Annotated in this window: 23 protein-coding genes; 18 read left to right on the plus strand and 5 right to left on the minus strand. The window is 37.9% G+C overall.

Annotated elements, in window-relative coordinates; all coding sequences use genetic code 11:
- Positions 1-18: 18 nt before the first annotated feature.
- Complete coding sequence (locus QSJ81_RS01045) at positions 19-381, minus strand: winged helix-turn-helix transcriptional regulator (protein WP_285715558.1); 363 nt, start codon at positions 379-381, stop codon at positions 19-21.
- A 210-nt stretch (positions 382-591) separates the two neighbouring features.
- On the opposite strand from QSJ81_RS01045, the gene QSJ81_RS01050 reads away from it, so the two are divergent.
- Together QSJ81_RS01050 and QSJ81_RS01055 are read left to right on the plus strand one after the other, a co-directional pair.
- On the plus strand, positions 592-1,161 hold the full coding sequence (locus QSJ81_RS01050) for a nitroreductase family protein (protein WP_285715559.1): 570 nt from the start codon (positions 592-594) through the stop codon (positions 1,159-1,161).
- Positions 1,162-1,498: 337 nt separating this feature from the next.
- Positions 1,499-2,626 (plus strand): trans-sulfuration enzyme family protein, encoded by a 1,128-nt coding sequence (locus QSJ81_RS01055; protein ID WP_285715560.1) that lies wholly within the window; start codon positions 1,499-1,501, stop codon positions 2,624-2,626.
- A gap of 263 nt (positions 2,627-2,889) precedes the next feature.
- Here QSJ81_RS01055 and QSJ81_RS01060 read toward each other — a convergent pair whose 3' ends face one another.
- Positions 2,890-4,233 (minus strand): amino acid permease, encoded by a 1,344-nt coding sequence (locus QSJ81_RS01060; protein ID WP_285715561.1) that lies wholly within the window; start codon positions 4,231-4,233, stop codon positions 2,890-2,892.
- Positions 4,234-4,701: 468 nt separating this feature from the next.
- Between QSJ81_RS01060 and QSJ81_RS01065 the strand changes: the two genes are divergently transcribed.
- Positions 4,702-5,295 carry a DNA-3-methyladenine glycosylase gene (locus tag QSJ81_RS01065; protein ID WP_285715562.1) on the plus strand — a complete coding sequence of 198 codons (594 nt, stop codon included), beginning with the start codon at positions 4,702-4,704 and terminating at the stop codon, positions 5,293-5,295.
- Between the two features lie 17 nt (positions 5,296-5,312).
- Here the strand turns inward: QSJ81_RS01065 and QSJ81_RS01070 are convergent, their stop codons facing one another.
- Together QSJ81_RS01070 and QSJ81_RS01075 are read right to left on the minus strand one after the other, a co-directional pair.
- Positions 5,313-6,101 carry a TIGR03943 family putative permease subunit gene (locus tag QSJ81_RS01070; protein WP_285715563.1) on the minus strand — a complete coding sequence of 263 codons (789 nt, stop codon included), beginning with the start codon at positions 6,099-6,101 and terminating at the stop codon, positions 5,313-5,315.
- A 15-nt stretch (positions 6,102-6,116) separates the two neighbouring features.
- On the minus strand, positions 6,117-7,079 hold the full coding sequence (locus tag QSJ81_RS01075) for a permease (protein ID WP_285715564.1): 963 nt from the start codon (positions 7,077-7,079) through the stop codon (positions 6,117-6,119).
- 249 nt (positions 7,080-7,328) lie between these two features.
- Here QSJ81_RS01075 and QSJ81_RS01080 point away from each other — a divergent pair, with 249 nt between their 5' ends.
- The 3 genes from QSJ81_RS01080 to QSJ81_RS01090 are packed head-to-tail and all read left to right on the plus strand — an operon-like array spanning position 7,329 to position 9,784.
- Positions 7,329-8,282 carry an ABC transporter substrate-binding protein gene (locus QSJ81_RS01080; protein ID WP_285715565.1) on the plus strand — a complete coding sequence of 318 codons (954 nt, stop codon included), beginning with the start codon at positions 7,329-7,331 and terminating at the stop codon, positions 8,280-8,282.
- Between the two features lie 6 nt (positions 8,283-8,288).
- On the plus strand, positions 8,289-9,041 hold the full coding sequence (locus tag QSJ81_RS01085) for an ABC transporter ATP-binding protein (protein WP_352230857.1): 753 nt from the start codon (positions 8,289-8,291) through the stop codon (positions 9,039-9,041).
- Positions 9,038-9,784 (plus strand): ABC transporter permease, encoded by a 747-nt coding sequence (locus QSJ81_RS01090; protein WP_285715567.1) that lies wholly within the window; start codon positions 9,038-9,040, stop codon positions 9,782-9,784. The genes QSJ81_RS01085 and QSJ81_RS01090 overlap by 4 nt, the downstream gene beginning before the upstream one ends.
- Positions 9,785-9,881: 97 nt before the next feature.
- Here QSJ81_RS01090 and QSJ81_RS01095 read toward each other — a convergent pair whose 3' ends face one another.
- The gene (locus tag QSJ81_RS01095) at positions 9,882-10,127 is read right to left on the minus strand and encodes a hypothetical protein (RefSeq protein ID WP_285715568.1); all 246 of its coding nucleotides are present in this window, start codon (positions 10,125-10,127) and stop codon (positions 9,882-9,884) included.
- A gap of 318 nt (positions 10,128-10,445) precedes the next feature.
- Between QSJ81_RS01095 and QSJ81_RS01100 the strand changes: the two genes are divergently transcribed.
- From QSJ81_RS01100 to QSJ81_RS01155, 12 genes are all read left to right on the plus strand, one after another.
- Positions 10,446-11,069 carry an HD-GYP domain-containing protein gene (locus tag QSJ81_RS01100; protein WP_285715569.1) on the plus strand — a complete coding sequence of 208 codons (624 nt, stop codon included), beginning with the start codon at positions 10,446-10,448 and terminating at the stop codon, positions 11,067-11,069.
- Between the two features lie 16 nt (positions 11,070-11,085).
- The gene (gene queF, locus QSJ81_RS01105) at positions 11,086-11,583 is read left to right on the plus strand and encodes a preQ(1) synthase (protein ID WP_285715570.1); all 498 of its coding nucleotides are present in this window, start codon (positions 11,086-11,088) and stop codon (positions 11,581-11,583) included.
- A gap of 236 nt (positions 11,584-11,819) precedes the next feature.
- On the plus strand, positions 11,820-12,089 hold the full coding sequence (locus QSJ81_RS01110) for a metal-sensitive transcriptional regulator (RefSeq protein ID WP_038668463.1): 270 nt from the start codon (positions 11,820-11,822) through the stop codon (positions 12,087-12,089).
- A gap of 25 nt (positions 12,090-12,114) precedes the next feature.
- Entirely contained in the window at positions 12,115-14,547 is a 2,433-nt protein-coding gene (locus QSJ81_RS01115) for a heavy metal translocating P-type ATPase (RefSeq protein WP_285715571.1), read from the plus strand.
- A 176-nt stretch (positions 14,548-14,723) separates the two neighbouring features.
- On the plus strand, positions 14,724-16,091 hold the full coding sequence (locus tag QSJ81_RS01120; RefSeq protein WP_285715572.1) for an N-acyl-D-amino-acid deacylase family protein: 1,368 nt from the start codon (positions 14,724-14,726) through the stop codon (positions 16,089-16,091).
- Positions 16,092-16,412: 321 nt separating this feature from the next.
- Complete coding sequence (locus QSJ81_RS01125; RefSeq protein WP_285715573.1) at positions 16,413-17,717, plus strand: ABC transporter substrate-binding protein; 1,305 nt, start codon at positions 16,413-16,415, stop codon at positions 17,715-17,717.
- Positions 17,718-17,815: 98 nt separating this feature from the next.
- A complete protein-coding gene (locus tag QSJ81_RS01130; RefSeq protein ID WP_285715574.1) occupies positions 17,816-18,760 on the plus strand; it encodes a carbohydrate ABC transporter permease in 945 nt (314 codons plus the stop codon).
- 1 nt (position 18,761) lies between these two features.
- Complete coding sequence (locus QSJ81_RS01135) at positions 18,762-19,607, plus strand: carbohydrate ABC transporter permease (protein WP_285715575.1); 846 nt, start codon at positions 18,762-18,764, stop codon at positions 19,605-19,607.
- Between the two features lie 25 nt (positions 19,608-19,632).
- Entirely contained in the window at positions 19,633-21,132 is a 1,500-nt protein-coding gene (gene arfA, locus QSJ81_RS01140) for an arabinosylfuranosidase ArfA (RefSeq protein ID WP_285715576.1), read from the plus strand.
- Positions 21,133-21,298: 166 nt separating this feature from the next.
- Complete coding sequence (locus tag QSJ81_RS01145; protein ID WP_285715577.1) at positions 21,299-23,146, plus strand: cache domain-containing sensor histidine kinase; 1,848 nt, start codon at positions 21,299-21,301, stop codon at positions 23,144-23,146.
- Positions 23,134-24,759, plus strand: coding sequence for a response regulator transcription factor (locus QSJ81_RS01150; protein WP_285715578.1), 1,626 nt, complete (start codon positions 23,134-23,136; stop codon positions 24,757-24,759). Before QSJ81_RS01145 ends, QSJ81_RS01150 begins: the two co-directional genes overlap by 13 nt.
- A 49-nt stretch (positions 24,760-24,808) precedes the next feature.
- Positions 24,809-25,921: an ABC transporter ATP-binding protein gene (locus QSJ81_RS01155; RefSeq protein ID WP_285715579.1), complete on the plus strand. Its 1,113-nt coding sequence runs from the start codon at positions 24,809-24,811 to the stop codon at positions 25,919-25,921.
- The last annotated feature ends 85 nt before the right edge of the window (positions 25,922-26,006 follow it).

Below are 26,006 nucleotides of genomic sequence, written 5' to 3' on the forward strand. Positions count from 1 at the left end.
CCTGAAAAATTTACCTTATTATATACAGGTTTGGTTTACTTGATTTTCGGTTAGCTCCGTGTCATTTGCATAATTAAGTCCCCATTGGCATAAAGTACTTAAGATTGGCAAAAGACTTTTCCCTGCATCTGTAAGAGAATATTCTACTTTCGGCGGAATTTGGGTATGGATGAATCTATGTACAAGACCATGACTTTCTAAGTCTCTTAGCTGCTGTGTTAACATTTTCTGCGTAATTTGAGGCAAGGTTTTTTTTAGTTCGCTGAATCGTAAGGTGTTTTCACCTAAATGCCAAAGGATTAAGGCTTTCCATTTTCCGCCAATCAAATCTAAGGTTAGCTCCATGGAACACTGGTATTCCGTACCTTGAAATTTTATCATAGTTGTCACTCCTAATTATGTAATAATAAGAAAACGATATTGGTATACAAAAACATACTACAACACCAATCAGTGCGTACTTGCAAAAATGCAGATTATTCTCTAAGATTATAGCATGAAAAGAATTTCAAAGAAAGAACAAATAAGGAAGTTAATGTAGGTATTATTCCTGCCCAAACAATAAAATAAATAAAAATAAGTGGAGGGTACATGATGATAAAAAATGAAACTTTAAGTGTAATTAAAAACCGGAGAAGTATAAGAGCCTATAAAGAGGAGCAAATAACAGACGAAGAATTACAAGCTGTACTAGAAGCTGGACTCTACGCACCGAGTGCCATGAATCAACAGTGCTGGCATTTTACCATTTTGCAAAATAAAGAAATTATGAACCAAATCAGTGAAAGCTCTAAGTTGGTTGCCAAGACTTTTGATAATGAGCATTTGCAAAAATTAGCTAACAATGAAAAATTTCACATTTATTATGGGGCTCCTACAGTAATTATCATTTCAGGAGAGGAGAAAGCCCTAATGAGTGATGTGGATTGTGCTGCGGCAACGGAAAATATGTTGCTAGCTGCAGAAGCCATCGGGTTGGGGGCTTGTTGGATCAATTTTACTAGATTTGCTTTTGCTAGTGATAAAGCTGAATATTATAGAAAAACACTAGCAATTCCTGAAGGGTATAGCCCATTTTATTCTATTACACTAGGCTACAAAAAAGTTGAAACCTTGAATGCACCTCCTAGAAAAGAAAATATTGTGAATTACGTTAAGTAAGCTATCTCTTAAATTTAAAAAATGGAAGACCTTCTTTGCACGAAGAGAAGTAAATAAGGAAAAGGATATTTCAATTATAGGGCGAAGAAGTTATTTTCTAAAGAAATAATCTCTTCGCCCCATTTTGGTATTTATAATAGATAAAGGGCAGATTTTCTTATGGTATCAGAATTTATAAGTTTCTAGTTAAAAAGATTGAACTACAAAGACACAATGCCGCTATCACGGCACACAAAGAAGATGGAAATGAAATGGATAGAACTCCTTTGTGACCTTTATGTCTTTGTGGTTCGAAAAGGACGCGTAACGTTTTTCTTATAAAAGGAGAATTTAAAAAATGAAGATTGAAACCAAGGCCATTCATCTTGGTCATGAGGTAGACCCATTAACGGGAGCCATTGCTGCTCCGCTGCACTTATCAACTACTTTTGAAAGAGAAGCAGATGGAAGCTATCCTCGTGGCCATATCTATACTCGCTTAAGTAATCCAAATCGAGATGCACTAGAAAAATGTTTAGCAGGGTTAGAGGGAGGAGAAGGAGCTGTTGCCTTTGCCTCTGGATTGGCAGCGATTATGAACGTATTCCAGGCATTATCGCCTAATGATCACGTCATTGCCTCTCAGGACTTGTACCATGGAACTACCCATATCTTACAAGACATATTAGAACCATGGGGGTTACAGGTTAGTTTTGTAGACGTAACCGATTTGGACCAATTAGAAGGGGCTATTCAGGAGAATACAAAGATCATATATTTTGAAACGCCTTCTAATCCTTTATTAAAAATAACGGATATTAGTAGAGTTGCGGCTATTGCACATCGGATTGGGGCTCTTTGTGTCTGCGATAACACTTGGCCAACACCAATACTACAAAGACCCCTTGAACTAGGGGCTGATATTGTTGTTCATTCTACTACAAAATATTTTGGCGGGCATAGTGATGTCTTAGGCGGCGCAGTTATCAGCAAAGTTAAGGATGCATTTTTTGATCGAATTCGCATGTTACAGCAAATCGGTGGAGCGGTTCCCGCCCCTTTTGATTGTTGGCTGGTACTACGAGGGATTCAGACATTATGTTGTCGGATGAAAAATCATTCAGAAAGTGCCTTTGCCATAGCTAAATTTTTAGATAAACATCCTAATGTGGAAAAGGTTTATTATCCAGGACTTGCCAACCATCCAGGGCATGATATCGTCCTTAAGCAGATGAGTCAGTTTGGTGGGATGCTATCTTTTCAAATTAAAGGTGACAAAGAAGAGGCCTTAGCATTTACAGGACGTTTAAGAATTATTCGACGAGCTACTAGCTTGGGTGGCGTAGAAAGTTTGATCGAGCATCGTGCTTCCATCGAGGGACCACAAAGTAAAACACCTGATAATTTATTGCGTTTTTCTGTAGGTCTAGAGAATGTAGACGATTTGCTAACTGACTTAGATGAAGCTTTAACTAAAAAAGAATAAGGTTTAATGCTATTTGTTTGCTCAAGAAAGAAAAAACAAATGAATATTATATAAGATGAAGGTAGTGGTACAGGATGTCCCACTGCCTTCATCTATTTCACTGAATCAGAAAGTATAACACTTACTTGATTCCAAGTAAGAACGACTAAGCTTCTGCCTGCGTCTGAGGACTTGGCCTAAGCCAAGTCCTTTCTTATGATTTCTTGTTACTAGCCATTTTTGTATCCGGTTATTACATTTTCGATTTGAAGTCAGAAGCATGTTCATAGATCTCTCTTACGATGCAATGATTTTCTAATATAATATACAATACTAATTAAGGCTAGGATGATTACGCCAGCATACAAACCAGGAAGTTGATCTGGATATAGTGGTGTGGAAAGAATCGCAATAAATATTAAGAAAAAACAAAGCCAGGAAAGATAAGGGTATCCTGGAGCCTTGTATTTTAATTTTTCAGGTGCTGTTGCTACTATTTTCTTTCGATAGTAATAATGGGTGGCGGATACGCTCATCCAATTGATGAGCGCTAAAAATCCACTGGCACTAACCGTATAAATGAAGATTGTCTCTGGCAAAATATAAGACAGCATAGCGGTAGCTAAAAGAACGATTCCGCTAATCGCAACTGCTGTTACGGGCACTCCTTTTTTATTTTGGTAACTAGCTATTTTAGGTGCTTGTTTATCTTTAGCTAAGGAAAATAGCATACGAGATGAGGAATAGACCTGAGAATTCAGGGCAGATAAAGCAGCTGTTAAAAGAATGAAATTGACAATATCTCCCGCATAAGGAATCTTAAAAATAGTAAATAGCTGTACGAAGGGACTAACCGTCTCATCAAGTAATCCTATGGGTAGAAAGCTGACAATGAAGTAGGCAGATAGTGTGTAGAGAATTACAATGGAAACTGTAACGATTCTAGCGGCAGGAGGTACATTTTGCTCAGGTTTTTTTGTTTCTACAGCGGCGATACCAATAATACCCGTACCTGTATAAGCAAATAGAATTAAGAGCATAGCACCTAACATGCCCGTCAATCCTTTTGCTGGTGATTGGAATAATTCAGGGATAGGCCTACTTACTTGTGTAACATTCCCAATGGGCATGCCTAATAGAACAGCAAAGCCAATGACAACGAAAACTACAAGGGTGGCCACTTTGGTTATGGAAAGGCCTAATTCAATTTTGCTTAACCCTTTTAGATCGTTAAAGTTTAAAAATGTAATTCCCAAGGAAAGAACTAAGCTGCCTATCCATAAAGGGACGTTAGGTATCCACAAACGCATGAAAATTGCGCAAGCAGTCACTTCACTGGCCATTCCTAATACACCACTGACCCAAAACATCCAACCAATCAAGAATCCCCACCAATCACCAAATACTTCTTGGGCATAGACCTTAAAAGAACCATGCACAGGATTAGCAATTGTCATTTCAATTATGAAAGCCACTTCCATCATCATAATGAGCCCACCTAACAAATAGGCTAAGGGGGTCCAGGCTCCCGCAATGCTGATTACAAGGCTGCTAGCCAAGAAAATACCAGAACCAATAATATTACCTAAAGCCATTATGATAAAATCTGTTTTATTAAATGTCGCCAAACTAACATTGCCTCCCATTTTAAGACTCTATCTTGTATTTTTACTTTTTTCTGGTTATGTTATGCGAGAAAGTAAAACAAAAGGTAAAGTATAATAAAGTGCGATAAGAAAAACACTTTGCGTCCTTTTAGTCTACGGATCAAGCGATGGGTCCATGTTATTATAAGCGTAAGTCAAGTAACACGGTGAAGCGTTAATAATATGGACTCGAAGCGACCTACAAACAACAACAAAACTTATACTTTCTGGTACTATAAGAAAAGACTTGGCTTGTGCCAAGTCCTCGGACGCAGGCAGAAGCCTTAGTCGTTCTTACTTGGAATCAAGAAAGTGTCATGCTTTCTAATTCCGTAAAAAAACGACACGCAGCTGCATGCCGTATCTTTTTTAAATTTATCAATAAGGAAAGTAGAGGTAGGCAATAGTAGGGCAAAATCTAGTTCAAAACTGAAAAGAAGGTAATCACAAGTGGAAAAATTAAAAAGAGAATTTTATGAGAGGGAAACCTTAGATGTAGCGAGGGAGCTATTAGGGAAATATCTAGTTCATAATACAATTGGTGGCCAAACGATTGGTAAAATTGTAGAAGTAGAGGCCTATATTGGTGCGATTGATCTTGCTTGCCATGCTTATAATGGAAAATACACAAATAGAACGAAAGTTATGTTTGGCCGGGGAGGCCATGCGTATGTTTATTTGATTTATGGTGTTTATTATTGTATGAATATCGTTACCAATCAAGAAAATTATCCTGAAGCCGTGCTAATTAGAGCATTAGAGCCAATCGAAGGAATTGAATTAATGGAGACGCGGCGCAAAACAGATAAAGTCCGCAATCTATGTAGTGGACCTGGAAAACTGTGCATGGCAATGGAAATTACGAAATTGCAAAATGGAATGGATTTGTGTGATGATACCATGTATCTTCTAGAAGGGGAAAAGATTTCTCCTAAATGTATCCTTACCACTCCCCGCATTAATATTGATTATGCGAAGGAGGCAAAAGAATATCCTTGGCGTTTTATCATAAAAGATAACCTCTATGTTTCCAAAGGGAAGTAGTGGATTGGGTTGATTTTTTAATTATAGGGATAGACATAAGGTTCTTTTGGCTCGTTTATAGGTTGTAGAGAGGTTATTTTCACTGCAGGGACATTTTTATTTTCATACGTGCTCATTTGAATGACACCTTCAATCGATAACCAGGTTCCATCTGGATAATTCTCTACGTTGGCCCCTTCACACATAACTCCATAGGGCAGGGAATCGGCAGTGCAGCACATAACAACATAACGTACGAGGGAAATCTGATTTTTAGCCAGCTCTGGATTTCTAAAAACAAAACCTGTAATCATCACTTTTTTTCCAATGTAATCCTTGGGAAAGCCATTAATTTCAGAGATAACCTCTGTATAGTTGAGGTTGGTAACCTTAATAAGGCTTAGCGGCTTAAGTTCGGGAGCTAAAGGGCGGGGAACATCCTGAGTAGAATCAGATAGCACATTGATTTGGGTATTGAGTCCTTTATTGTTGACAAGATTTGCATTCAGTGTATTATCAGGCACTGCAAAAGCAATGATAAGAACAGCTAGAAAAGGGAAAAATCTCCATGCACCAGAATGATGGTGGCATTTCTGTTCATTACTATGTGGTGTAGGTAGTAAGGCGCTTAGTAGTTGTATGACAAACATTGGAATTAGTAAATAACAAGATAACTCAGTTAATATGATAAATTTGGGGTTGATATATAAGGATAATTGGTTTGTAATATCAAGCCACCCTAATAAGATAATGAATCCCAAAAGAATAATGGACTGCAAAATTGCGCCATTGTTAAAAGGGTCAGTTCTCGGCGATCTAGGTTCCAATAAAAACTACCTCCTTTAGAGATGATTTATAACATAGGCTGCACTGGAACATAAAAGGATAATCATTAGCGTTAGCCATATTACAAATCTTGTACGGAATGTATAGAGCAGCATTAGAAGATTTTTAAGATCGATCATCGGTCCCAATACCATAAAGGTGATAAGAGAGCCTAAGGAAAAACTGGTGCTAAATGATGCAGCAATAAAAGCATCTGCAGATGAGCAGACGGAGATGAAAAATGCAAACAACATCATGAATCCAGTTGATAAGAAGGAATTTTGTCCCAGTGTAAGTAGCATGGCGTGAGGCAGAAGAATTTGAGATAAGGATCCAAGCATAGCACCTATGAGTAGAAATTTTCCCATTTCAAAAAACTCGTTGCTAGCATCTCGAAATGTAAAAATAATTTTATTAAGAAAAGAAGGCTCAATAAGATGGTTATCAGTTGTATCATGGCAGCATCCATGGGTATGAGAGTGGATTTCGCCAGCCTTTTTCAGCTGATTACCGATAAAGAAAAAATTGATAAAGAGTCCAGCAAACAAAGCAACAAAGAAAGCTGCTCCTAGCCTTAGAAAAACTACCTCAATATGATTTCGAAAAGCAAATGCTGTCGCGGCTCCGACAATCGGATTTATAATGGGAGCGGCCAACATAAAAACAATAGCTGTAGGTAAGGGAACTCCCTTTAAAACTAAGCGTCTAACAATGGGAACCATTCCACAATCGCAAACAGGAAAGAGAATGCCAAGAAAGCAAGCCATGATAAGACTCAAAAATTTATTTTTGGGTAACATACTGCGAATTCTGCTTTCGGAAACAAAATGACTTAACATTGCAGAGACCATAACGCTAAGTATCAAAAAAGGAAAAGCTTCAATAACAATGCTAAGTAAGATTATCTTAAAGTTAATAAAATCATTCCAACTCATAACAGTTGATACCGTTGAAGAAATTATTGACACTATGAGATCCAATCTAACGCCCCCAATTCACCTTGTGAAAGTAATACAAAATCCATTATTTATATGAAGGAAATTCCTCTAGTATTCTAGAAAAATTATAATCTAGAAGAAATCAGTAGATTATTCTTTCTGAAATAAAAGAATATGGGCGAATGATATGGAAATGAGTGTAAGTTAGAGGTGAGGACAGAATAGTTGTCGAATTAAGTGCCAAGACAACAAAAATTATGAGATCCAATTTTAAGGAAACGAGGACAGAAAATGAAAAAAGCTACCATTCTATTAATTTTTGCTATGATGCTGTCTGTTTTAGCAGGATGCTCTAGCGACAAAAAGGATAATAACTCTTCTAAACAGGGGCAGTTACAGAATATTACGATTGGCCTTATGCCTGATGTAGATTCCATTCCTTTTATCATTGCGCAAGAAAAAGGATATTTTAAAGAAGAAGGTATAACAGTAACATTAAAACCTTTTAAAAGTGCTATGGACCGAGATAGTGCTCTTCAAAGTGGTAATTTAGATGGTGCTGTTTCTGATATGTTGGCGGAAGCTTTTGCCAAAGCAGGGGGATTTGATACTGTAATCACCTCGATAACCAATGGGAGTTATAAGTTGGTCGTTAGTAAAGATGAGACAGCTGCTTCCGTTCAGGATTTGAAGGGGAAAGAGATAGCGATTTCTAAAAATACCATTATTGATTATGTAACAGACAAAATCTTGACCGAGGGAGGACTCTCCTCTGCGGATAGTAATAAAGTTGTTATTCCCCAAATACCTACACGGCTGGAAATGTTACAGAATAGTAAAATAGCCGCGGCAACCTTACCAGAGCCGATGGCGACAATTGCTGTTAAAAACGGGGGGAAAGTTCTAAGAACGTCAGAGCAGCTTAATCTAAATCCTGGAGTACTCATATTCACTACTAAATCAGTAAATGAAAAGGAAAAAGAAATACAGGCTATGTATCGAGCTTATAGTAAAGCCGTTGCCTATTTAGCAAGTGAACCAATGGAGAATTATATTGATTTAGTCATTGAAAAAGGCGGCTTTCCCAAAGATGTTAAAGGGGCTCTTGTTCTGCCAAAATACAAAAAAGCTACGGCACCTCAAGAGAAAGATATAGAGGATGTCATAACATGGCTTCAATCAAGACAGTTAATTACGCAAAAATATTTATATAGTGATTTAGTCGATACTCGGTTTTTAAGGTAACTGAAAATGATTAGGATTAAAGATTTGAACATTACTTATGATTCTGGAGGAGTCCTTTTTGAGGTGTTCAGAAATATTAACATGGAACTTTCAGCAGGCGAAACTTGTGCCATTATAGGGCCCTCGGGCTGCGGAAAATCCACGCTTTTAAAAGTATTAGCCGGAATTATTACTAAATTTGATGGAACAGTCGAGATTAACGGGCAGCCCGTTAAACCCAAAGAGCAAAAGATTGGCTTTATTCCACAAAACTACGGACTTTTACCCTGGAAAAATGTACTTGAGAATATAAGTTTGGGTATTAAAATAAAAGACAAAAAAAATCAGAACAATGAGTATAACTTGGCTTTAATGATTGAATTGTTAGGACTTAGCGGGATGGAATACCGCTATCCAGGAGAATTAAGTGGAGGGCAGCAGCAACGGGTCGCATTGGCTCGTGCCTTTCTTTTAAAACCTGATTTACTTTTAATGGATGAACCCTTCTCTGCGTTAGATGCTATGACCCGGGAAGAAATACAGAATGTATTTTTAAACATTTGGAGGAAACATTCTGTTTCAACCATTCTAGTCACTCATCATATGGAGGAAGCTGTATACCTAGGGCAGAAGATCGTGATTTTATCTGCTGCGCCTGGAGCAGTCAGCAAAATGGTTGAAAATCCTCTGTTTGGAGTAGACGATGTTCGAAATCGTCAAGATTTCTTTCAACTATGCATTGAGCTACGTAAGATGATAAAAGAGGATTGGTCAAAGTGAAAGAGACAGGACAGAGGCTTTGGTACTTTTATGGCATACTTATTTTCTTAACTCTATGGCAGTGTGTTGCAAGTTGGATACAATTGCCCATCATTCCTTCACCTGGAAAGGTAATCGAGAACCTATTTAAAATATTTATACCGCAAATTGCAATTCATGGCTTTTATAGTTTATGGCGCATTGTAGCAGGAGTTTTTTTAGCAGCTCTTGTTGGCTTGCCTCTTGGTCTTTGTATGGGGTATTTCCCAAGGTGGGATCGGTTATTATCTCCTGTTGTATATTTGACCTATCCTATTCCTAAAATTGCCTTATTACCCGTTTTAATGTTATTGCTAGGCTTAGGAGAAGTGTCAAAAATATTGATGATATTTTTGATTATTGTGTTCCAAGTTATTATAGCTGTCAGAGATGGAGTAAAAGGAATTCCCAAGGAAACTTATTATCCTTTATATTCTTTAGGAGCTAGCTCCTTGGAAATTTTCCGGGAAATCCTCATTCCTGCCTCCATGCCAAAGTTTTTGACATCAATACGGGTAGCTATGGCTACAGCTGTCTCTGTACTGTTTTTTACAGAGACGTTTGGTACCAAGTATGGGATGGGGTATTTTATCATGGATGCATGGATGCGAGTGAATTACTTGGAAATGTACTCTGGTATCGTGGTGTTAAGCAATATAGGGTTAATTTTATTTGGTACAATTGATTACATAGAAAAGAGAAAATGCAGTTGGCAATATAAATAGGGGGAGATTACCTTAGATATCTTCAATACTAGCAGTTTCTTTACAAATAAAAGGCACTATTTATCGGAATGATAAATAGTGCCTCTTACATTGCCAGTTATTCTTTACTTAAACAAGTATAAATACTTTCTAAGGATTTTGTATATGACTTGCCTGACAATCCAATGATAAATTGACAATCAGGACACTTGCAGGCGTGTTCAGCGCTGCAATATTTTGTAAGTATTTCACTAGTGATTTGATTTTGTTGCATCGTAAGTGTATAGGCTGAAATTTGTTGCGCTACCTCTTTGCCGATGAAGGAACATTGAATAATTCGATTAATAGTAACTGTTTCTCGCACCTCTAATCCCTCCTAAAATTCCCCTATACTTTAAGAATATAACAAAGATTTAGTAGCAGAGATAGGTCAATTATGTTAAGAATGTGTTAATAATTGTTAATTATATGCAGAAGCCATTGCTTTAATTTTTTGTGAACATATAATAGCATAGTTTTATCCTGCAATAAGCAGAAGGAGAATATTACTAAATTCTATTTTATCGCAAAGATAACAGCAGGAATGATTTCACATAATGTAGAATTACGTAAAAGATTGTTATGCCAAAAACATGATATTAATGATAATGTTACCAATACTATAAATAATATAGGTGGACGCATGCATAATTTAAAACAGAACAAACTATCTGTAATAAACATAGTCAATATGGAGGCTATAGAGGAATTTTGTCATCAGGTATATTACTGTGACCCATATACCTCGATGCATGCAGAGCACGTGGCTGAGCTTATGGCTGGATTGGCTAATCAAATGAACATGTCATCGGATGAAATTAATCTTGCTTTTATTGTCGGATTAGTTCATGACGTAGGTAAAATAAAAACTCCTGGCGATATTCTAAATAAGTCAGGTAGGCTTACTGAGGACGAGTTTAAAATTATGAAACAACATGCTGAAAATGGTGCGGATATGCTATCAAACATCGAAGGGGCAGAAAAGCTGGCTACAATTATGCTTCACCACCATGAAAGATACGATGGTAAAGGATATCCAAAAGGGATTGCTGGAGAGAATATACCACTGCTAAGTAGAATGCTTGCTGTTTGTGACACTTTTGACGCTATGACTACCAATCGATGTTATAGGAAACCTGTGTCCCTTGAGGGCTGTATAACGGAAATTAAAAGATGTGCGGGAACACAATTTGATCCAGTGATTTGTGGGTTGTTTATTGAATTTTTAAATGAGAGGTTTATCTTTATGGGAGAGGCCAGCTATTGAGAAAAGGAGAATGTAAATGTCAAGAAATAGTAAAGAATTAGAAGGTATAACCCTTTTAGGGAATCAAAATGTTAAGTATGAATATTCATATACTCCGGAGGTCTTGGAGGTATTTGAAAATAAGCATATTGAAAATGACTACTGGGTAAAGTTTAATTGTCCTGAATTCACTACCCTTTGTCCCATGACAGGACAACCTGACTTTGCCACTATTTATATAAAATATATTCCCGATGTCAAAATGGTTGAGAGCAAGTCATTAAAATTATATTTACTTAGTTTCCGTAACCAAGGTGACTTTCATGAAGACGTTGTTAATATTATTATGAAGGATCTTATAAAATTAATGCAGCCTCGCTATATTGAGGTCTGGGGGAAGTTTCTGCCTCGTGGTGGTATATCCATTGACCCTTATTGCAACTATGGCAAACCTGATACTAAATACGAAACTCTCGCTTGGCATAGAATGCAGGAACACGATTTGCACTCTTTAGAGAAGATTGATAACCGATAATTAAAAAAAGCGGATCTAAGACAAGTTAGTAGTTGTTTTAGATCCGTTCTTCTATTTTGCATTCACAGTTTCATTATGACTCAAAAGCCGCTGTAATATTACAAGGTTAAGGGCATTATAAAAAACGAAGCAATTTACATAAAATACTAAAATAAACAAATCATATTGACTAGATACTAAAATCAATTTATAATTAAAACATACCCTAGGGGGGTATGGTATAAAGGGGTGAAAACATGTTAACAGAAAAAGAGAAAAGTGAATTAAAATTGCGACTGAAAAAAGTGGCAGGTCAAATAAATGGCATTGATAAAATGTTGGATGATGGGCGTTACTGCGTAGATGTAGTGCAGCAAATTTTAGCAGCACGGGCTGCCCTAAATCGCGTGTCAATGATTGTATTAGAAAGTCATGCAAAAAGTTGTGTGGTGACAGCGATTAAAGAAAATCGAGCAGAAGAAAGCATTGATGAATTGATGAATGTCTTAAAACAATTTACGAAATAACCATAGAGAAAAGGAGTTGAACCTCATGACCGATCAAAAGGATAGCACTAAAAATCTCGCCTTGCAGTCAGGTAGTTTTAAAGTTGGCGGTATGACTTGTGCCGTTTGTGCCACTCGTATTGAAAAAGGACTAGGGAAATTAGTAGGAGTAGATAAAGCAGTAGTGAATTTTGCCGCTGAAAAAGCAACTGTTTCTTATGATGCAGATAAAATTGGTTTACAAGAGATTGGGGCAAAAATTGAAGGCCTTGGCTACCAAGTCATTAAGGATAAGGCGGACTTTAACATAACAGGTATGCATTGTGCTTCTTGCTCCAATCGGATTGAGAAGGGCTTAAATAAGTTGCCTGGCGTATATAGCGCAATCGTTAATTTGGCTGCTGAAAAAGCCAGTGTGGAATACAACGCTAGCGAAATAACCGTGGAGCAGATGAAAGCTAGGGTAGCAAAATTAGGATTTACAGCTCATAGTATCACTGATGCTAGCGATGCGAACCAGGAAAAGGTGGTAAAGCAGGCTGAAGTAGCGCGGCAGCGATTTCGCCTTATTTTATCTGCAGTTCTCTCCTTTCCTTTGTTGTGGGCAATGGTATTACACTTTTTTGGCATAATAGGAAAAACTAGTGAATTTTTAATGAATCCCTATTTTCAATTGCTGCTAGCGACTCCTGTACAGTTTGTGGCTGGGTGGGAGTTTTATCGTGGCGCCTATACGGCCCTAAAAAATGGAAGTTCCAATATGGATGTATTGGTTGCCCTTGGAACATCTGCAGCCTATTTCTATAGCGTTTCTAATATGGTAAGGGGCATTCCTGAGTTGTATTTTGAGACGTCTGCAATTCTTATTACACTCATTATTTTAGGTAAATTATTAGAGGCAACAGCAAAAGGACATACGTCAGAAGCGATAAAAGCTCTTATGGGGCTACAAGCTAAAACTGCCCGTGTCATCCGTGGAGAAGAAGAAATCGATATTAGAATAGAAGAAGTAGTGGTAGATGATATTATTATCGTACGACCTGGCGAAAAAGTTCCTGTAGATGGCCAAATTGTAGAGGGAACTTCAGCCGTAGACGAATCTATGCTAACAGGTGAAAGCCTTCCTGTGGACAAAAAGGTGGGGGATAAAGTAGTCGGCGCTACGATTAATAAATTTGGCACGTTTAAATTCAAAGCCATGAAGGTAGGGAGTAATACGGTTCTCGCTCAAATTGTAAGGATCGTGGAAGAAGCCCAAGGCTCTAAAGCCCCGATTCAGCGATTTGCCGATGTTGTTTCTGGTTATTTCGTACCAACAATCATTGGTATTTCCCTATTAACCTTTTTAGGGTGGTACTTTGTATTTGATCCTGGCAATTTTTCCAGAGCTTTAATTAATTTTACCTCTGTATTAGTAATTGCTTGTCCTTGCGCTTTAGGCTTGGCAACTCCCACCTCTATCATGGTGGGAACAGGCAAAGGAGCGGAAAATGGTATTCTCATTAAAGGAGCGGAACACTTAGAAAATGCCCACCGACTGACCGCTATTGTGCTAGATAAAACAGGCACCATCACCAAAGGAGAACCAGATGTTACTGATATCATTCCCCTAGCACATTTGACACGAGAGGAAATACTACAAATTGCTGTAAGGGCAGAAAAAAAGTCCGAACATCCTTTAGCAGAAGCCATTGTCAAATTTGGGCAGACCAAAGGTATATCGGCACAGGATCCCGATTCATTTACTGCTATTCCTGGTTATGGCGTAGAAGTGAATCTTGATGGTAAAAGAATATTAGTTGGAACTCGCAAATTGATGAATGATAATAATATTGTGATTGAAGATTTGCTTCCTCAAATTGAAGCATTAGAAGAACAAGGGAAGACGGTTATGTTGATGGCCCTAGAAAATCAAATGGTAGGCCTATTTGCCGTAGCGGATACGATCAAAGAAAATTCTTTACAAGCAGTAGCAGAGTTAAAGAAATTAGGAATTGATGTATGGATGATTACAGGTGATAATGAACGTACCGCTCGCACGATTGCAGGGCAAGTCGGAATTGACAATGTACTATTTGAAGTTCTGCCTGAACACAAAGCGGAGAAAGTAGAAGCTTTAAAACGAGAAGGAAAAGTGGTAGCCATGGTAGGTGATGGTATCAATGATGCTCCAGCCCTTGCGACAGCCGATGTTGGTTTTGCGATTGGTACAGGTACGGATGTTGCCATAGAGGCTGCCGATATTACCTTGATGCAAGGAGATCTTCGTGGTATTGTTGCCGCGATTAAATTAAGTAAAGCCACCATGAGGAATATTAAGCAAAATCTATTCTGGGCATTGATTTATAACTCATTAGGTATCCCTATAGCAATCGCTGGTTATTTATCTCCTGTATTAGCAGGTGGCGCAATGGCCTTTAGCTCTGTTTCTGTAGTGCTCAATGCTCTTAGGTTAAAAAGGTTTAGACCGTATCATTGAAACGATGATAAACAAATCGATTAAAATCTAGTATTAATAGGTTGGATTTTATTTGTAACATAGTTAACGTAGCGTCATAACGTAAGATAATGATATAATTAATAAAAATAAGTAATCTGTATTTTCATTCAGATTACATGAAATTATCTTTGGTGATAGATAGGTGGTGGCGATACGTGTTTGATATAGTAATTAAAAATGGAATTCTGATTGACCCAGAATCCCTTACCAGAACCAATGGAAATGTAGGCATGAAAAATGGGAAAATAGCCTCCATCACTAAAGAAGAAATTCATGGTGTTCAAGAATTTGATGCTTATGGTAAGATGGTTTGTCCAGGCTTTATTGATATTCATGGGCATATTGATTGGGACGATTATTGTGGGGAACTTTCCCTGCGCCAAGGAATTACTACTACCGTAGGTGGTAACTGTGGATTAAGTCCTTTAGATATAAATGCCTTCTTTGCAGCGCAAGAAAAGCAAGGATTTATCGTCAACCAGGCAGAGCTCATTGGACATTCTATTAGTTTAAGGGCAGAAGTAGGGGCAGCAGATCCTCTAGAACCTGCTACAGCTGAGCAGTTAGCCCGTATGGAATATCTAGTTGAAAAAGCATTCGAAGAGGGAGCTTGTGGTTTATCCTTAGGCTTAGCCTATGCGCCGGGGAGCTCTAACGCTGAAATTATCAATTTAAGTAAAATTGCTGCTAGGTATGGAAGAATTGTAGCTGTGGACACACGGATGATTACAGGAATCGATATGTATTCCCTAGTGGAAGTGATCTCCATTGCACGCCAAACGGGAGCCCGCATTCAGGTATCTCATTTGGTTTACCAATATGGAACAGGTGTCATGAATGAAGCTCTCGCAGTCATTAATCGGGCAAGGGCCGATGGGCTGGATATACGTTTTGACAGTGGTATGTATACCCAGTGGGCAACTCATATCGGTGCGGTACTATTTAGTGAAGAATATATGGAGTTGAACGGGTGGAAACTAGAGGATATTTTGGTGATTACGGGTAAGTACAATGGTCAGCGCTTGACGATGGATATTTATCAGGAACTTCGTACCCATTATCCCCATACAGCAGTAGTGGTGTTTACAGGCATTGAAGAGGAAATTTATATGGCCCTTCATCATCCTTATGCCATGCCTTCCACGGATACGGGGACATATCTGCCTGGTGAGGGACATCCTCAAATTGCAGGCAGTTTCCCCCGTTATTTTAAAAAAATGGTGGCAGAACGCTATGAATTAACCATCATGGAGGCCGTTCGTAAGGCGACATTACTGCCAGCAGAGACGTTAGGCTTTAATACAAAAGGCCGCCTGCGAGAAGGAATGGATGGGGATATTGTAGTAGTTGATATGCAAACTATTACGGATAAGGCAGATTTTGGGCTGCCTAATGCTTATCCTGAGGGAATTGATTATGTTTTCCTCAATGGTAAGTTAGCTCTTGCCAAGGGAGAAATTATGGATAGACAGGCTGGAAAAGCAGTGCGTTGTACCAAACCTGTTTATGACTATCAGATATAGAAAACAAGATGTTGTCATGTAAGACAAAAAATAAGGCTATGTGAAAGACGCAAAAGAGTAAACAGCTTACTCATTTGCGTCTTTTTTACGGAATCAGAAAGTATAAAACTTTCTTGATTCCAAGTAAGAACGACTAAGGCTTCTGCCTGCGTCTGAGGACTTGGCACAAGCCAAGTCTTTTCTTATTTAGATACAGTTAAATAGACTGAAAATAAAAATAATTGAGTGAAATGTAAAATGATTTAAATGCTAAATGACTTTTGGATCGCTTATACTTAATGAGGAACCATATTTTGGTTAAATAATGAGGGGGAGACAATAGTGAAAAAGAGTTTAGCAATTTTACTTTCCACAGTATTACTGTTGGCCATGATACTCTCTGGTTGTGGTGCAAAGACGTCCACAGCAAAAACAGGCGATATAAAGCCTACCACCCTTAATTTTTGGACCTTTCAGGAATTGCATAAAGGCTTTATGGATGATGCAGTTGCAACCTGGAATAAGAATCACCCAGATAAGCCGATTGTATTAAAAACGGATGTATATCCTTATGACGAACAACACAATAAACTTTTAATTGCGCTTCAATCAGGGACAGGGGCTCCTGATATAGTAGATATTGAGATCAGTAAGTTTGCTAACTTTTTGAAGGGGAGCAAACCAGGCTTAGTAGAGCTTAATGATGTGGTAGAGCCTGTAAAGGATAAGTTAATTATGGGGAGAATGGAGAACTATGCAAAGGATGGTAAGTACTACGGTATTGACTATCATGTGGGTGCTGAGGTTATGTACTATAATAAAGCACTCTTTGAGCAAGCAGGCGTAAACATCAATGATATTGTTACTTGGGATGATTACATTGCTGCTGGCAAAAAGATTGTTGAAAAGACAGGAAAGCCGATGACTACCCTTGAAACCACAGAACACTGGTCCTATTATCCCTTGATCAATATGCAAGGCTCCGACTTATTGGGGAAAAATGGCGAAGTTATTTTAGATAACGAAATCAATAAGAAAACATTAGAAATGCTCAAAGATATGTTATACAAAGACAAGATTGCAGTCCCAGCACCTGGAGGTTTCCACCATTCAGAAGAATACTGGGCTTGGATGAATAAAGGAAATGCTGCTTCTGTTTGGATGCCCATGTGGTATATGGGAAGATTTGTACAGTATATGCCTGATTTAAAAGGTCAAATGGTTATCCGCCCTATGCCAATCTTCCCTGGTGGCAAGAAATCAGCAGGGATGGGCGGTACAGGAACTGCGATTACAACCCAAGGAAAAAACATAGAACTTGCCAAGCAGTTTTTAGCGGAAGCGAAACTATCGAAAGACGGCAGTATAAAAACATGGTCACTTTTAGGCTTTGATCCGATAAGAAGTGATGCATGGACAGATCCTGCTATGTCAGCAGACAATAAATATACGGATTACTTTGGTACGGATATTTTCAATACGTTAAAAGCCGTTATTGGTGATATTGGCTCTATCAATGTTGGCGCAAAGTTCCCCAATGCAATTACCTTATTACAAAAAAATATCTGTTTTAAAGTCTTAAAAGAACAAAGTCAGACTCCTGAACAAGCTCTTAAGGAGGCCGCTGAAGAGCTTAGGACAAAATAAAGAGAACGTAAAAGATTCAACCCCCTCCGCTGGTTGAATCTTTTACTAAATATAGTACTTTGGTAGACTATAGACTGCTAGGTGAAGGAGGCGCAAAGGTGGCAGATCCATCAGTAATTGGTCTGGGTAAACCCTTTATTAGACGAAGTCGATTGAAACAACTATTTTCCTCGCAAAAAACAGCACCCTATGTATTTGTTTTGCCCTTTATCCTATCTTTTTTAGTGTTTTTTTTGTATCCCATTGTCTCCACAGTGATTATGAGTTTTCAGAGGATCGATGGGCCAGGAGATATAACTTTTATTGGGCTCCAAAATTACAAGAATCTATTGAATCCCCATTTTTTTAATGCAGTATGGTTAACGACTCGCTATACCTTTTGGACTATTTTGGTGCTGGTACCTCTACCTCTTGTACTGTCAATTTTTTTAAATAAGAAAACTACAATCGGGAAAAATTTCTTCCGGTCCGCCTTTTTTATGCCAGCCCTTACCTCTGTCATCGTAGCAGGACTTTTTTTCCGTCTTGCTTTTGGAGAACAACAGACTACACTAGTCAATTCTATGTTAGGGGTATTTGGTATAAAGCCCACCATATGGCTTCAGGATGCGGATGCCAGCATGTTTGTCATGGTGTTGTTATGCACTTGGCGGTGGATGGGAGTTAACATCATATATTTTCTATCAGGCTTGCAAGGTATACCAGAAGAATTGTATGAAGCAGCTGCCATTGATGGTGCCAGTGAGTTTGAACAGTTTTTACATATCACTCTTCCCTCTTTAAAGCCGGTAATTATGTATGTAGTAACAATCAGTGTTTATGGCGGTTATTCTATGTTTGCAGAATCTTTTGCTTTATGGAATGGGCCACGTTCGCCGGGTGAAATTGGTATGACAATTGTAAATTATATTTATCAGGAAGGTTTTAATAATAACAATCTAGGATTTGGTTCGGCTATCGGTATTGCATTGTTTGCTATCGTCATGGCGGTAAATCTACTGCAACTTTTCTCCAGCGGATTCTTTAAGAAGGAGGGCACATGATATGAAAACGAAAGCTGGGAGTAAGGCCGCATCACTTTTGATCTTCTTAGTTTTAACGGTATTTGCCATATTCTGTCTTGCACCTTTTTTCTTTTTACTGATATCTTCTCTACGGCCAGGAGCTGAGATGATTCGGAATGGGATCTCATTTAACGTCGATTTTACAGCATTAAATTTAAATAATTATTGGCTGTTACTTGAGGGGAAAGATGGAATATATCTCCTTTGGTATATCAACAGTGCTATTATCACGGTACTTCATACTTTACTTTCTTTGTTGGTAACTTCTATGGTGGGATATGGGTTAGCAATGTATGAATTTAAAGGAAAAAATCTGATATTTACGATTGTACTTGTTGTGATGATGATACCAGTAGAGATCTTAATATTACCTCTTTATAAATTGGCGATCGGCATTGAAATGATTAATACCTATATGGGGGTAATTATGCCTTTTGTAGTGGCTCCTATGTCCATCTTCTTTTTTCGCCAGTATGCCGAGTCACTACCCAAAGAACTGTTGGATGCAGGCAGGATAGATGGTTGCGGGGAATTTAGAATTTTTTTTCAAATTATGATGCCCCTCATGTTGCCAGCTTTCGGCGCCATGGGAATTTTACAGGCTATGTTTAGCTGGAATGGTTTTGTATGGCCTTTGATTGTGCTTAGATCGAACGACATGTTAACTCTACCCATAGGACTGCAATCCTTAATTACACCTTATGGAAATAATTACGATATGTTATTTCCTGGTGCTGTTATGTCAGTTATCCCCATTATTCTTTTATTTATTATTAATCAGAAAGCTTTTATTTCAGGACTTACTGTAGGTGGCGTAAAGGGTTAGATCGACAAGATTATGGAGGTAGAAAATGAAAACAGCAAAATGTATTATCGATAAGGATTATAGCATCGCCGAAATTGATCCGAAATTATATGGTTCTTTTATTGAGCATTTGGGGAGAGCTGTATATTCTGGCATCTATGAACCATCCCATAAGACGGCCGATGAGCAAGGTTTTCGGCAAGATGTTATGGAATTGGTAGGTGACCTTGCTGTACCAGTTGTCCGCTATCCTGGTGGGAACTTTGTTTCAGGATACAATTGGACAGATGGTATAGGCCCGGTAAAGGATCGTCCTAAGAGATTAGATTATGCTTGGTTATCCATTGAATCCAATCAAATTGGTATTGATGAATTTGTCGATTGGTGTAAAAAAGTTGGTACAGAGCCAATGGCAGCAGTCAATCTAGGTACTGGCACACCCCAAGATGCTGGATATATGATGGAATATTGTAATCACCCAGCAGGTACCTACTGGAGTGAACTAAGGATAAAAAATGGTCATAAGGAGCCACATAATATAAAAGTTTGGTGCCTTGGCAACGAGATGGACGGACCTTGGCAGACTTGTGGGCTTACTGCAGAAGATTACGGTAAAAAGGCTCGTGAAGCAGCCAAAATTATGAAGTGGATTGACCCTTCTATCGAACTTGTAGCTTGTGGTAGTGCCTCCCCCTGGATGCCAACATACCCAGAGTGGGACAGAATTGTATTAGAACATACTTATGAACAGGTAGATTATATATCCCTTCACCGATATTATGAAAATGAAGGCTGCATAGAAGACTTCTTAGCTTCCTTTGCCGATATGAATGACTTTATAAAAACAGTAGCAGCTACTGCTGATTATGTGAAAGCAAAGGTAAGAAGTAAAAAAATCATGAAGCTGTCTTTTGATGAGTGGAATGTGTGGTATATCAAAAGACAGACACGTTTTCCTTGGACGGAGGCACCTGCCATTCTTGAGGATCAATATTCTTTGTTAGATGCATTAGTATTTGGTGGTATGTTATGTACCCTATTAAATAACTGCGACAGGGTGAGAATGGCATGCTTAGCCCAATTAGTCAATGTTATCGCCCCCATCTTTACCGAAAAAGACGGGCGGGTTTTAAAACAGTCTATCTATTATCCCTTCAAACAGGTATCTCTTTATGGCAGAGGAACAGCCCTAAAAACCTTAACCCAATCGGAAAAATTTTCTACACCCCTGTATGGAGAAGTTCCCACAGTGCAAACTGCTGCCATCTATCATAAAGAAGAAGGGAGGATCACCTTATTTGCTTTAAATTGTGATATGCAAGAGAATGCACAATTTTCTATCGACTTACGTTCCTTTGGCAGTGTTAAAATGACAGAGCATATTATTATGGATGGTCCTGACTTGTTCGCTAAAAATACATTTGACAAGCCTGACACTGTCATTCCAAGATCCGCATCTGTTGTAACTGGAAATCAAAGCTTTACAACAATATTGCCGAAACTTTCCTGGAATGTATTCCATTTTATAAGTATTCCCGAACAGTAAAGACAAAGTAAACATTTTGTTTGCCAGTGTGATACAATACAGATACTATATGTGGTAAAATATTCCATATGAATAAATTGTATTGCCCTTTAGTGGCAGGAAAATGGGAGATAGAGATGGATCATGGGAAAACTTTCTTCAGTGAAATAGCCATCAAAGGATGGCTATGATGATAAAAATCTTTCGAAATTTTAAAATAAGAACTAGATTAGTGCTATTGTTTACCATACTTTCAATTATTCCCTTACTAATCACTGTTATTTTGGTTTATAAAGATTCTAGCGATGCTTTAAAAGCAAAGATTAGTACCTATTCCTTACAAGTTATGAGTCAAGTAAGTGAAAATATAAAAAGGGAGCTAGATAGACTAGAAAACGATAGTGTGGAGATTGGATTTTCTGATGTAGTGCAAAACACACTTGTCCATTATGACCAAATGGGAGAATGGGAGCTTGAACATGCAATCTACATTATGAGAGAAAACCATGTAAAAAAGTTTTCCTTTCTCCACGATGTTTCCGATGTATTACTCTATACAAAAAGTGGGAAAAAGATAAATGCCTATGGTGATGCTGGATTTTCTTTTAATCTGAAACAGGATTATCTTGATAACTATCTCAGCCAGCTTCATGAAAAAGATGGCGGTGTGGTATGGGTACCCATTAATACAGAAAATGAATATCATTTAGTCAAACATGCTACAAGTGCCGAGCAACTAAGTAAAAGCAATGGCGTCTTACTTGGGCGTGCCGTTCGAGCTTTGTCCGAGGGAGATCGTATTGGCTATCTAATGATTCGTACCAATGAAAGATACTTATCAAATATTTATAAAGATATTGATATTGGTCAAGGGTCCGAAATTTTTGTTCTGGATAAGACGGGACGGGTAATATCTAGCCGTAGCCCTCACATACCAGTAACAAAACCTTATTTTGATGCAAAGATGATGGGGAAAATAAAAGAGAATTTTGAAGTTAGCCAGCATGTATTTTCATTAGACATTGAAGGCGAGAAATATCTTGTGTCCTTTGCCCCAGTGGAGGGAGTTGACTGGTTTGTAGTAAGCACAATCCCCTTTTCCTACATCAATTCTGATTCTCAGAAGATCTATGCGGGTGCTATTTTTATCGCTATTATTTGTTTTGTTATAGCGGTACTCTTGGCGTATCTTTTTTCTTCTAGTATCCTTGCACCCCTTAATCGGCTGCGCAAAGGAATGAAGCAGGTACAAGGAGGAAATCTATCGGTAATTGTTCAGGATCATTGCAATGATGAAATTGGTGAGCTTACTCAAAATTTTAATAACATGCTGATTGAGATTAAAAGCCTAATGGATAATATAAAAAATCAAGAAAATCAAAAAAGGTTAGCAGAGTTAAAGGCTTTGCAAGCGCAAATTAATCCTCACTTTCTTTCCAATACGCTAAATACAGTAAAATTTTTGGCAAAATCACAAAAGGCTAACAATATTGAGAGTCTTACCACTTCTCTAATTCAATTGTTTCACATGACCATGGGAAAGGGGGATGACCTTATCACAATTGAGAAAGAATTGGAATACATTACGAATTACATAAATATTCAAGAATATCGGTATCTGAATAAATTTAAAGTGAGTTTTGATATTGAACCAGAAATTTTAGAATGCAAAATTCCGAGGCTTCTTTTGCAGCCTGTGGTAGAAAATGCACTGATTCATGGTATCGGGCCAATGGATGGACAGGGCATGGTGGTAATTAAAGGCTTTTTCTATGACAAAGATATCAAAATTACGATAACGGATAATGGAGTTGGTATACCAGAAGAGGAGTTAGAAGTTATCTTGCAAAAGGATCAGGAGTGTGAGGCTATGCGGGTAAATGGAATCGGTATTGCCAACGCTGGTGAAAGGATAAAAATGTACTTTGGTGCCCAGTATGGCCTATCAATTGAAAGTGCTCAAGGTCTTTACACAACGGTTGAGATTACAATACCAGCGCTAAAGCAAGGAAGTGAACAGGTATGCTCAAGGTAGTAATTGTTGATGATGATTATACAGCTAGAAGTAATTTCAAAACAATGATAGATTGGAAGAAACATGGTTTTGTCCTATGTGGCGAAGCTACGAATGGTCAAAACGCTATAGCAGTCATTGAGGCTAGCACACCTGACATAGTGATTACCGATATGTTTATGCCCTTGATGGATGGAGTTGCTCTTATTTCCTATCTTAGCGTACATAATCCTGACATAAAGAGTATTGCTCTTAGCGGTTATGAAGATTTTGATTACGTAAAAGAAAGTCTTAAAAATGGAGCAGTCGATTATCTTTTAAAGCACAAATTGGATAGTGTAACCTTACTAAAAGTTTTGAGAATAGCAAGTGAAAAAATTAATCGCGAGCATAAAGTTATGAAGCAATTAGTACAAAGTAGGGAAATTTTACGACAGGATTTTATAAAGCGGTTAGTAGTAGGTAGTATGTATGATAGACAGCTCATCAGCAAAACAGTAAAAGAATTGGAGTTACCGATTGACGTGAGCCACTTGTTGTTAGTGGTGGTAGCAATTGACGACCTTCAATTTTTAAAAAACCGTTTCACTCAGGAGGAGATGAGCCGATTCATATCATCCGTTAAAGATGTAATGGAAGATATATTGCAGGATATGGGAAATGGAACCATGTCTTTTATTGATGAGGGTAAATTTGTTATTATTTTTCATTTTGGAACAATCCGCAGTGAGTTATATATCGATAATCATGTAGCGACAACGGTTAAGCGGATACGAGAGAGTTTTAAACGTTACCTAAACATTACAGCATGCTTTAGTCTCAGTCGTTTATTTTACAATATAGGAGATATAAGCAAACTTTATAAAGAGATTAATGAAACATTAAGTGAGAAGATAATCACGGGGCAAGATCAAATTTTCCGAGAATCTTCTAATCTTGGCAGTGGGATTGATTTCTTTAATCTTGATGTAAAAGATGAAAAACTGATTATGATGGCCATTAAGGCAGGTAATACCAAAAGTGTTACCCACTATCTTACTGTTGTTTTTGATAAGATAATAACACTCAAAGTCAGTTATAAAGCAATTCAAATGATTTGCATTGAACTTATCGGTATTGCAAATCGCATTGCAAGGGAATCTTCCATTGATGTGAAAGAAATATATAGTAATAAAGATATACCTTATGACGAGATGAAAAAGCAGGAAACGGTTATGGATGTGAAAAAATGGATTGGTGGTGTATACGAAAGACTCATCAATCTACTTTTAAGTGCAGATGATAGTGAAAATTATACAGACTCTACGAGAAAAGCCATACAATACATACGACGAAATTATACACAGGATGTATCTTTATATCAGGCAGCCCAAGAGATTGGTATTAACAGTTCTTACTTAAGCCGGACCTTTAAGGAGGATTGCGGCATTGGATTTGCCGAGTATTTGAACAACATAAGAGTATCTCAGGCAAAGTATTTAATGGAGCGCACAGATATAAAACTAAAAGAGATCGTAAAGATGGCAGGATTTAATAATTATACTTATTTTTTTAAGGTCTTTAAAGTCATGACGGGTAGAACTCCAGTCGAGTATAAGGCGATATGCAAAAGCACCACTTTGGAAGAGGGGTAGGTCTACCTGTTTGGTAGCAAGGGGAATTTTATAAAAGGGAGTAATACACATGGCGAGTTTACAATTGAAAAATATTTACAAACGATATCCTGGTAACGTCACTGCTGTAGAGGATTTTAATTTAGAAATCCCTGATCGTGAGTTTTTGGTCTTAGTAGGTCCGTCTGGGTGTGGTAAATCTACCACTCTACGAATGATTGCGGGACTTGAAGATATATCAGAAGGTGAACTCTATATAGATGGTAAGTTGGTAAATGAGGTACCTCCTAAAGATAGGGATATTGCAATGGTATTCCAAAATTATGCTTTATATCCTCATATGACAGTCTACGAGAACATGGTATTTGGTTTAAAAATTCGCAAAATACCGCAAGAAGAAATGAAACAACGGGTTATGGAGGCTGCAAAGATTCTTGACATTACCCATCTTCTTGATCGAAAGCCCAAGGCATTATCTGGTGGACAGCGACAACGTGTAGCCTTAGGGCGGGCGATTGTCAGAGATCCTAAGGTGTTTTTAATGGATGAGCCATTATCCAATTTAGATGCCAAGCTTCGTGACCAAATGCGTACTGAGATTAGTAAGTTACATAAGAGGCTACAAACTACCTTCGTATACGTGACCCATGATCAACGAGAAGCCATGACTATGGGGACTTGCATTGTAGTGATGAAAGATGGACTGGTACAGCAGGTAGATTCTCCCCAGATCCTTTATGCTAAGCCAGCCAACTTATTTGTTGCGGGATTTATTGGTAGTCCCCAGATGAATTTTGTCAAGGTTGAGATTGAAAATAAATCGACGGGTGTATATCTTACTTTTGGCAAAAACAGCATAAAATTGCCAGAGAGTAAGGGGGAGATCTTAAAACTTACAAAGTACATAGGCAAAGAAGTGATTATGGGGATACGCCCCGAAGACTTATATGACAATATAGAATGTCTTGAAGAGTTTAGTGATAGTATAATTGATGCTTCTATTGAAGTTACAGAGCTTATGGGAGCTGAAACCTATCTCTTTATGAAGGTAGAGGATAGTGCTTTTGTAGCACGTGTTACTCCTAAAACCACTGCCAAAGCAGGGGAACATATTAAGATAGCAATTGATACAGATAAAATATACCTATTTAATAAGGAGACAGAGCAGGCAATTTTAAATTAAGAAGAAGCATGGCAGCCATAATAGAAGAATCGCTAACTACAGGCTATTGATAGCTAAGTGGTCAGCGATTTTTTTAGTATGTAAA

Source organism: Pelosinus sp. IPA-1, assembly GCF_030269905.1.
Lineage (GTDB): Bacteria > Bacillota > Negativicutes > DSM-13327 > DSM-13327 > Pelosinus.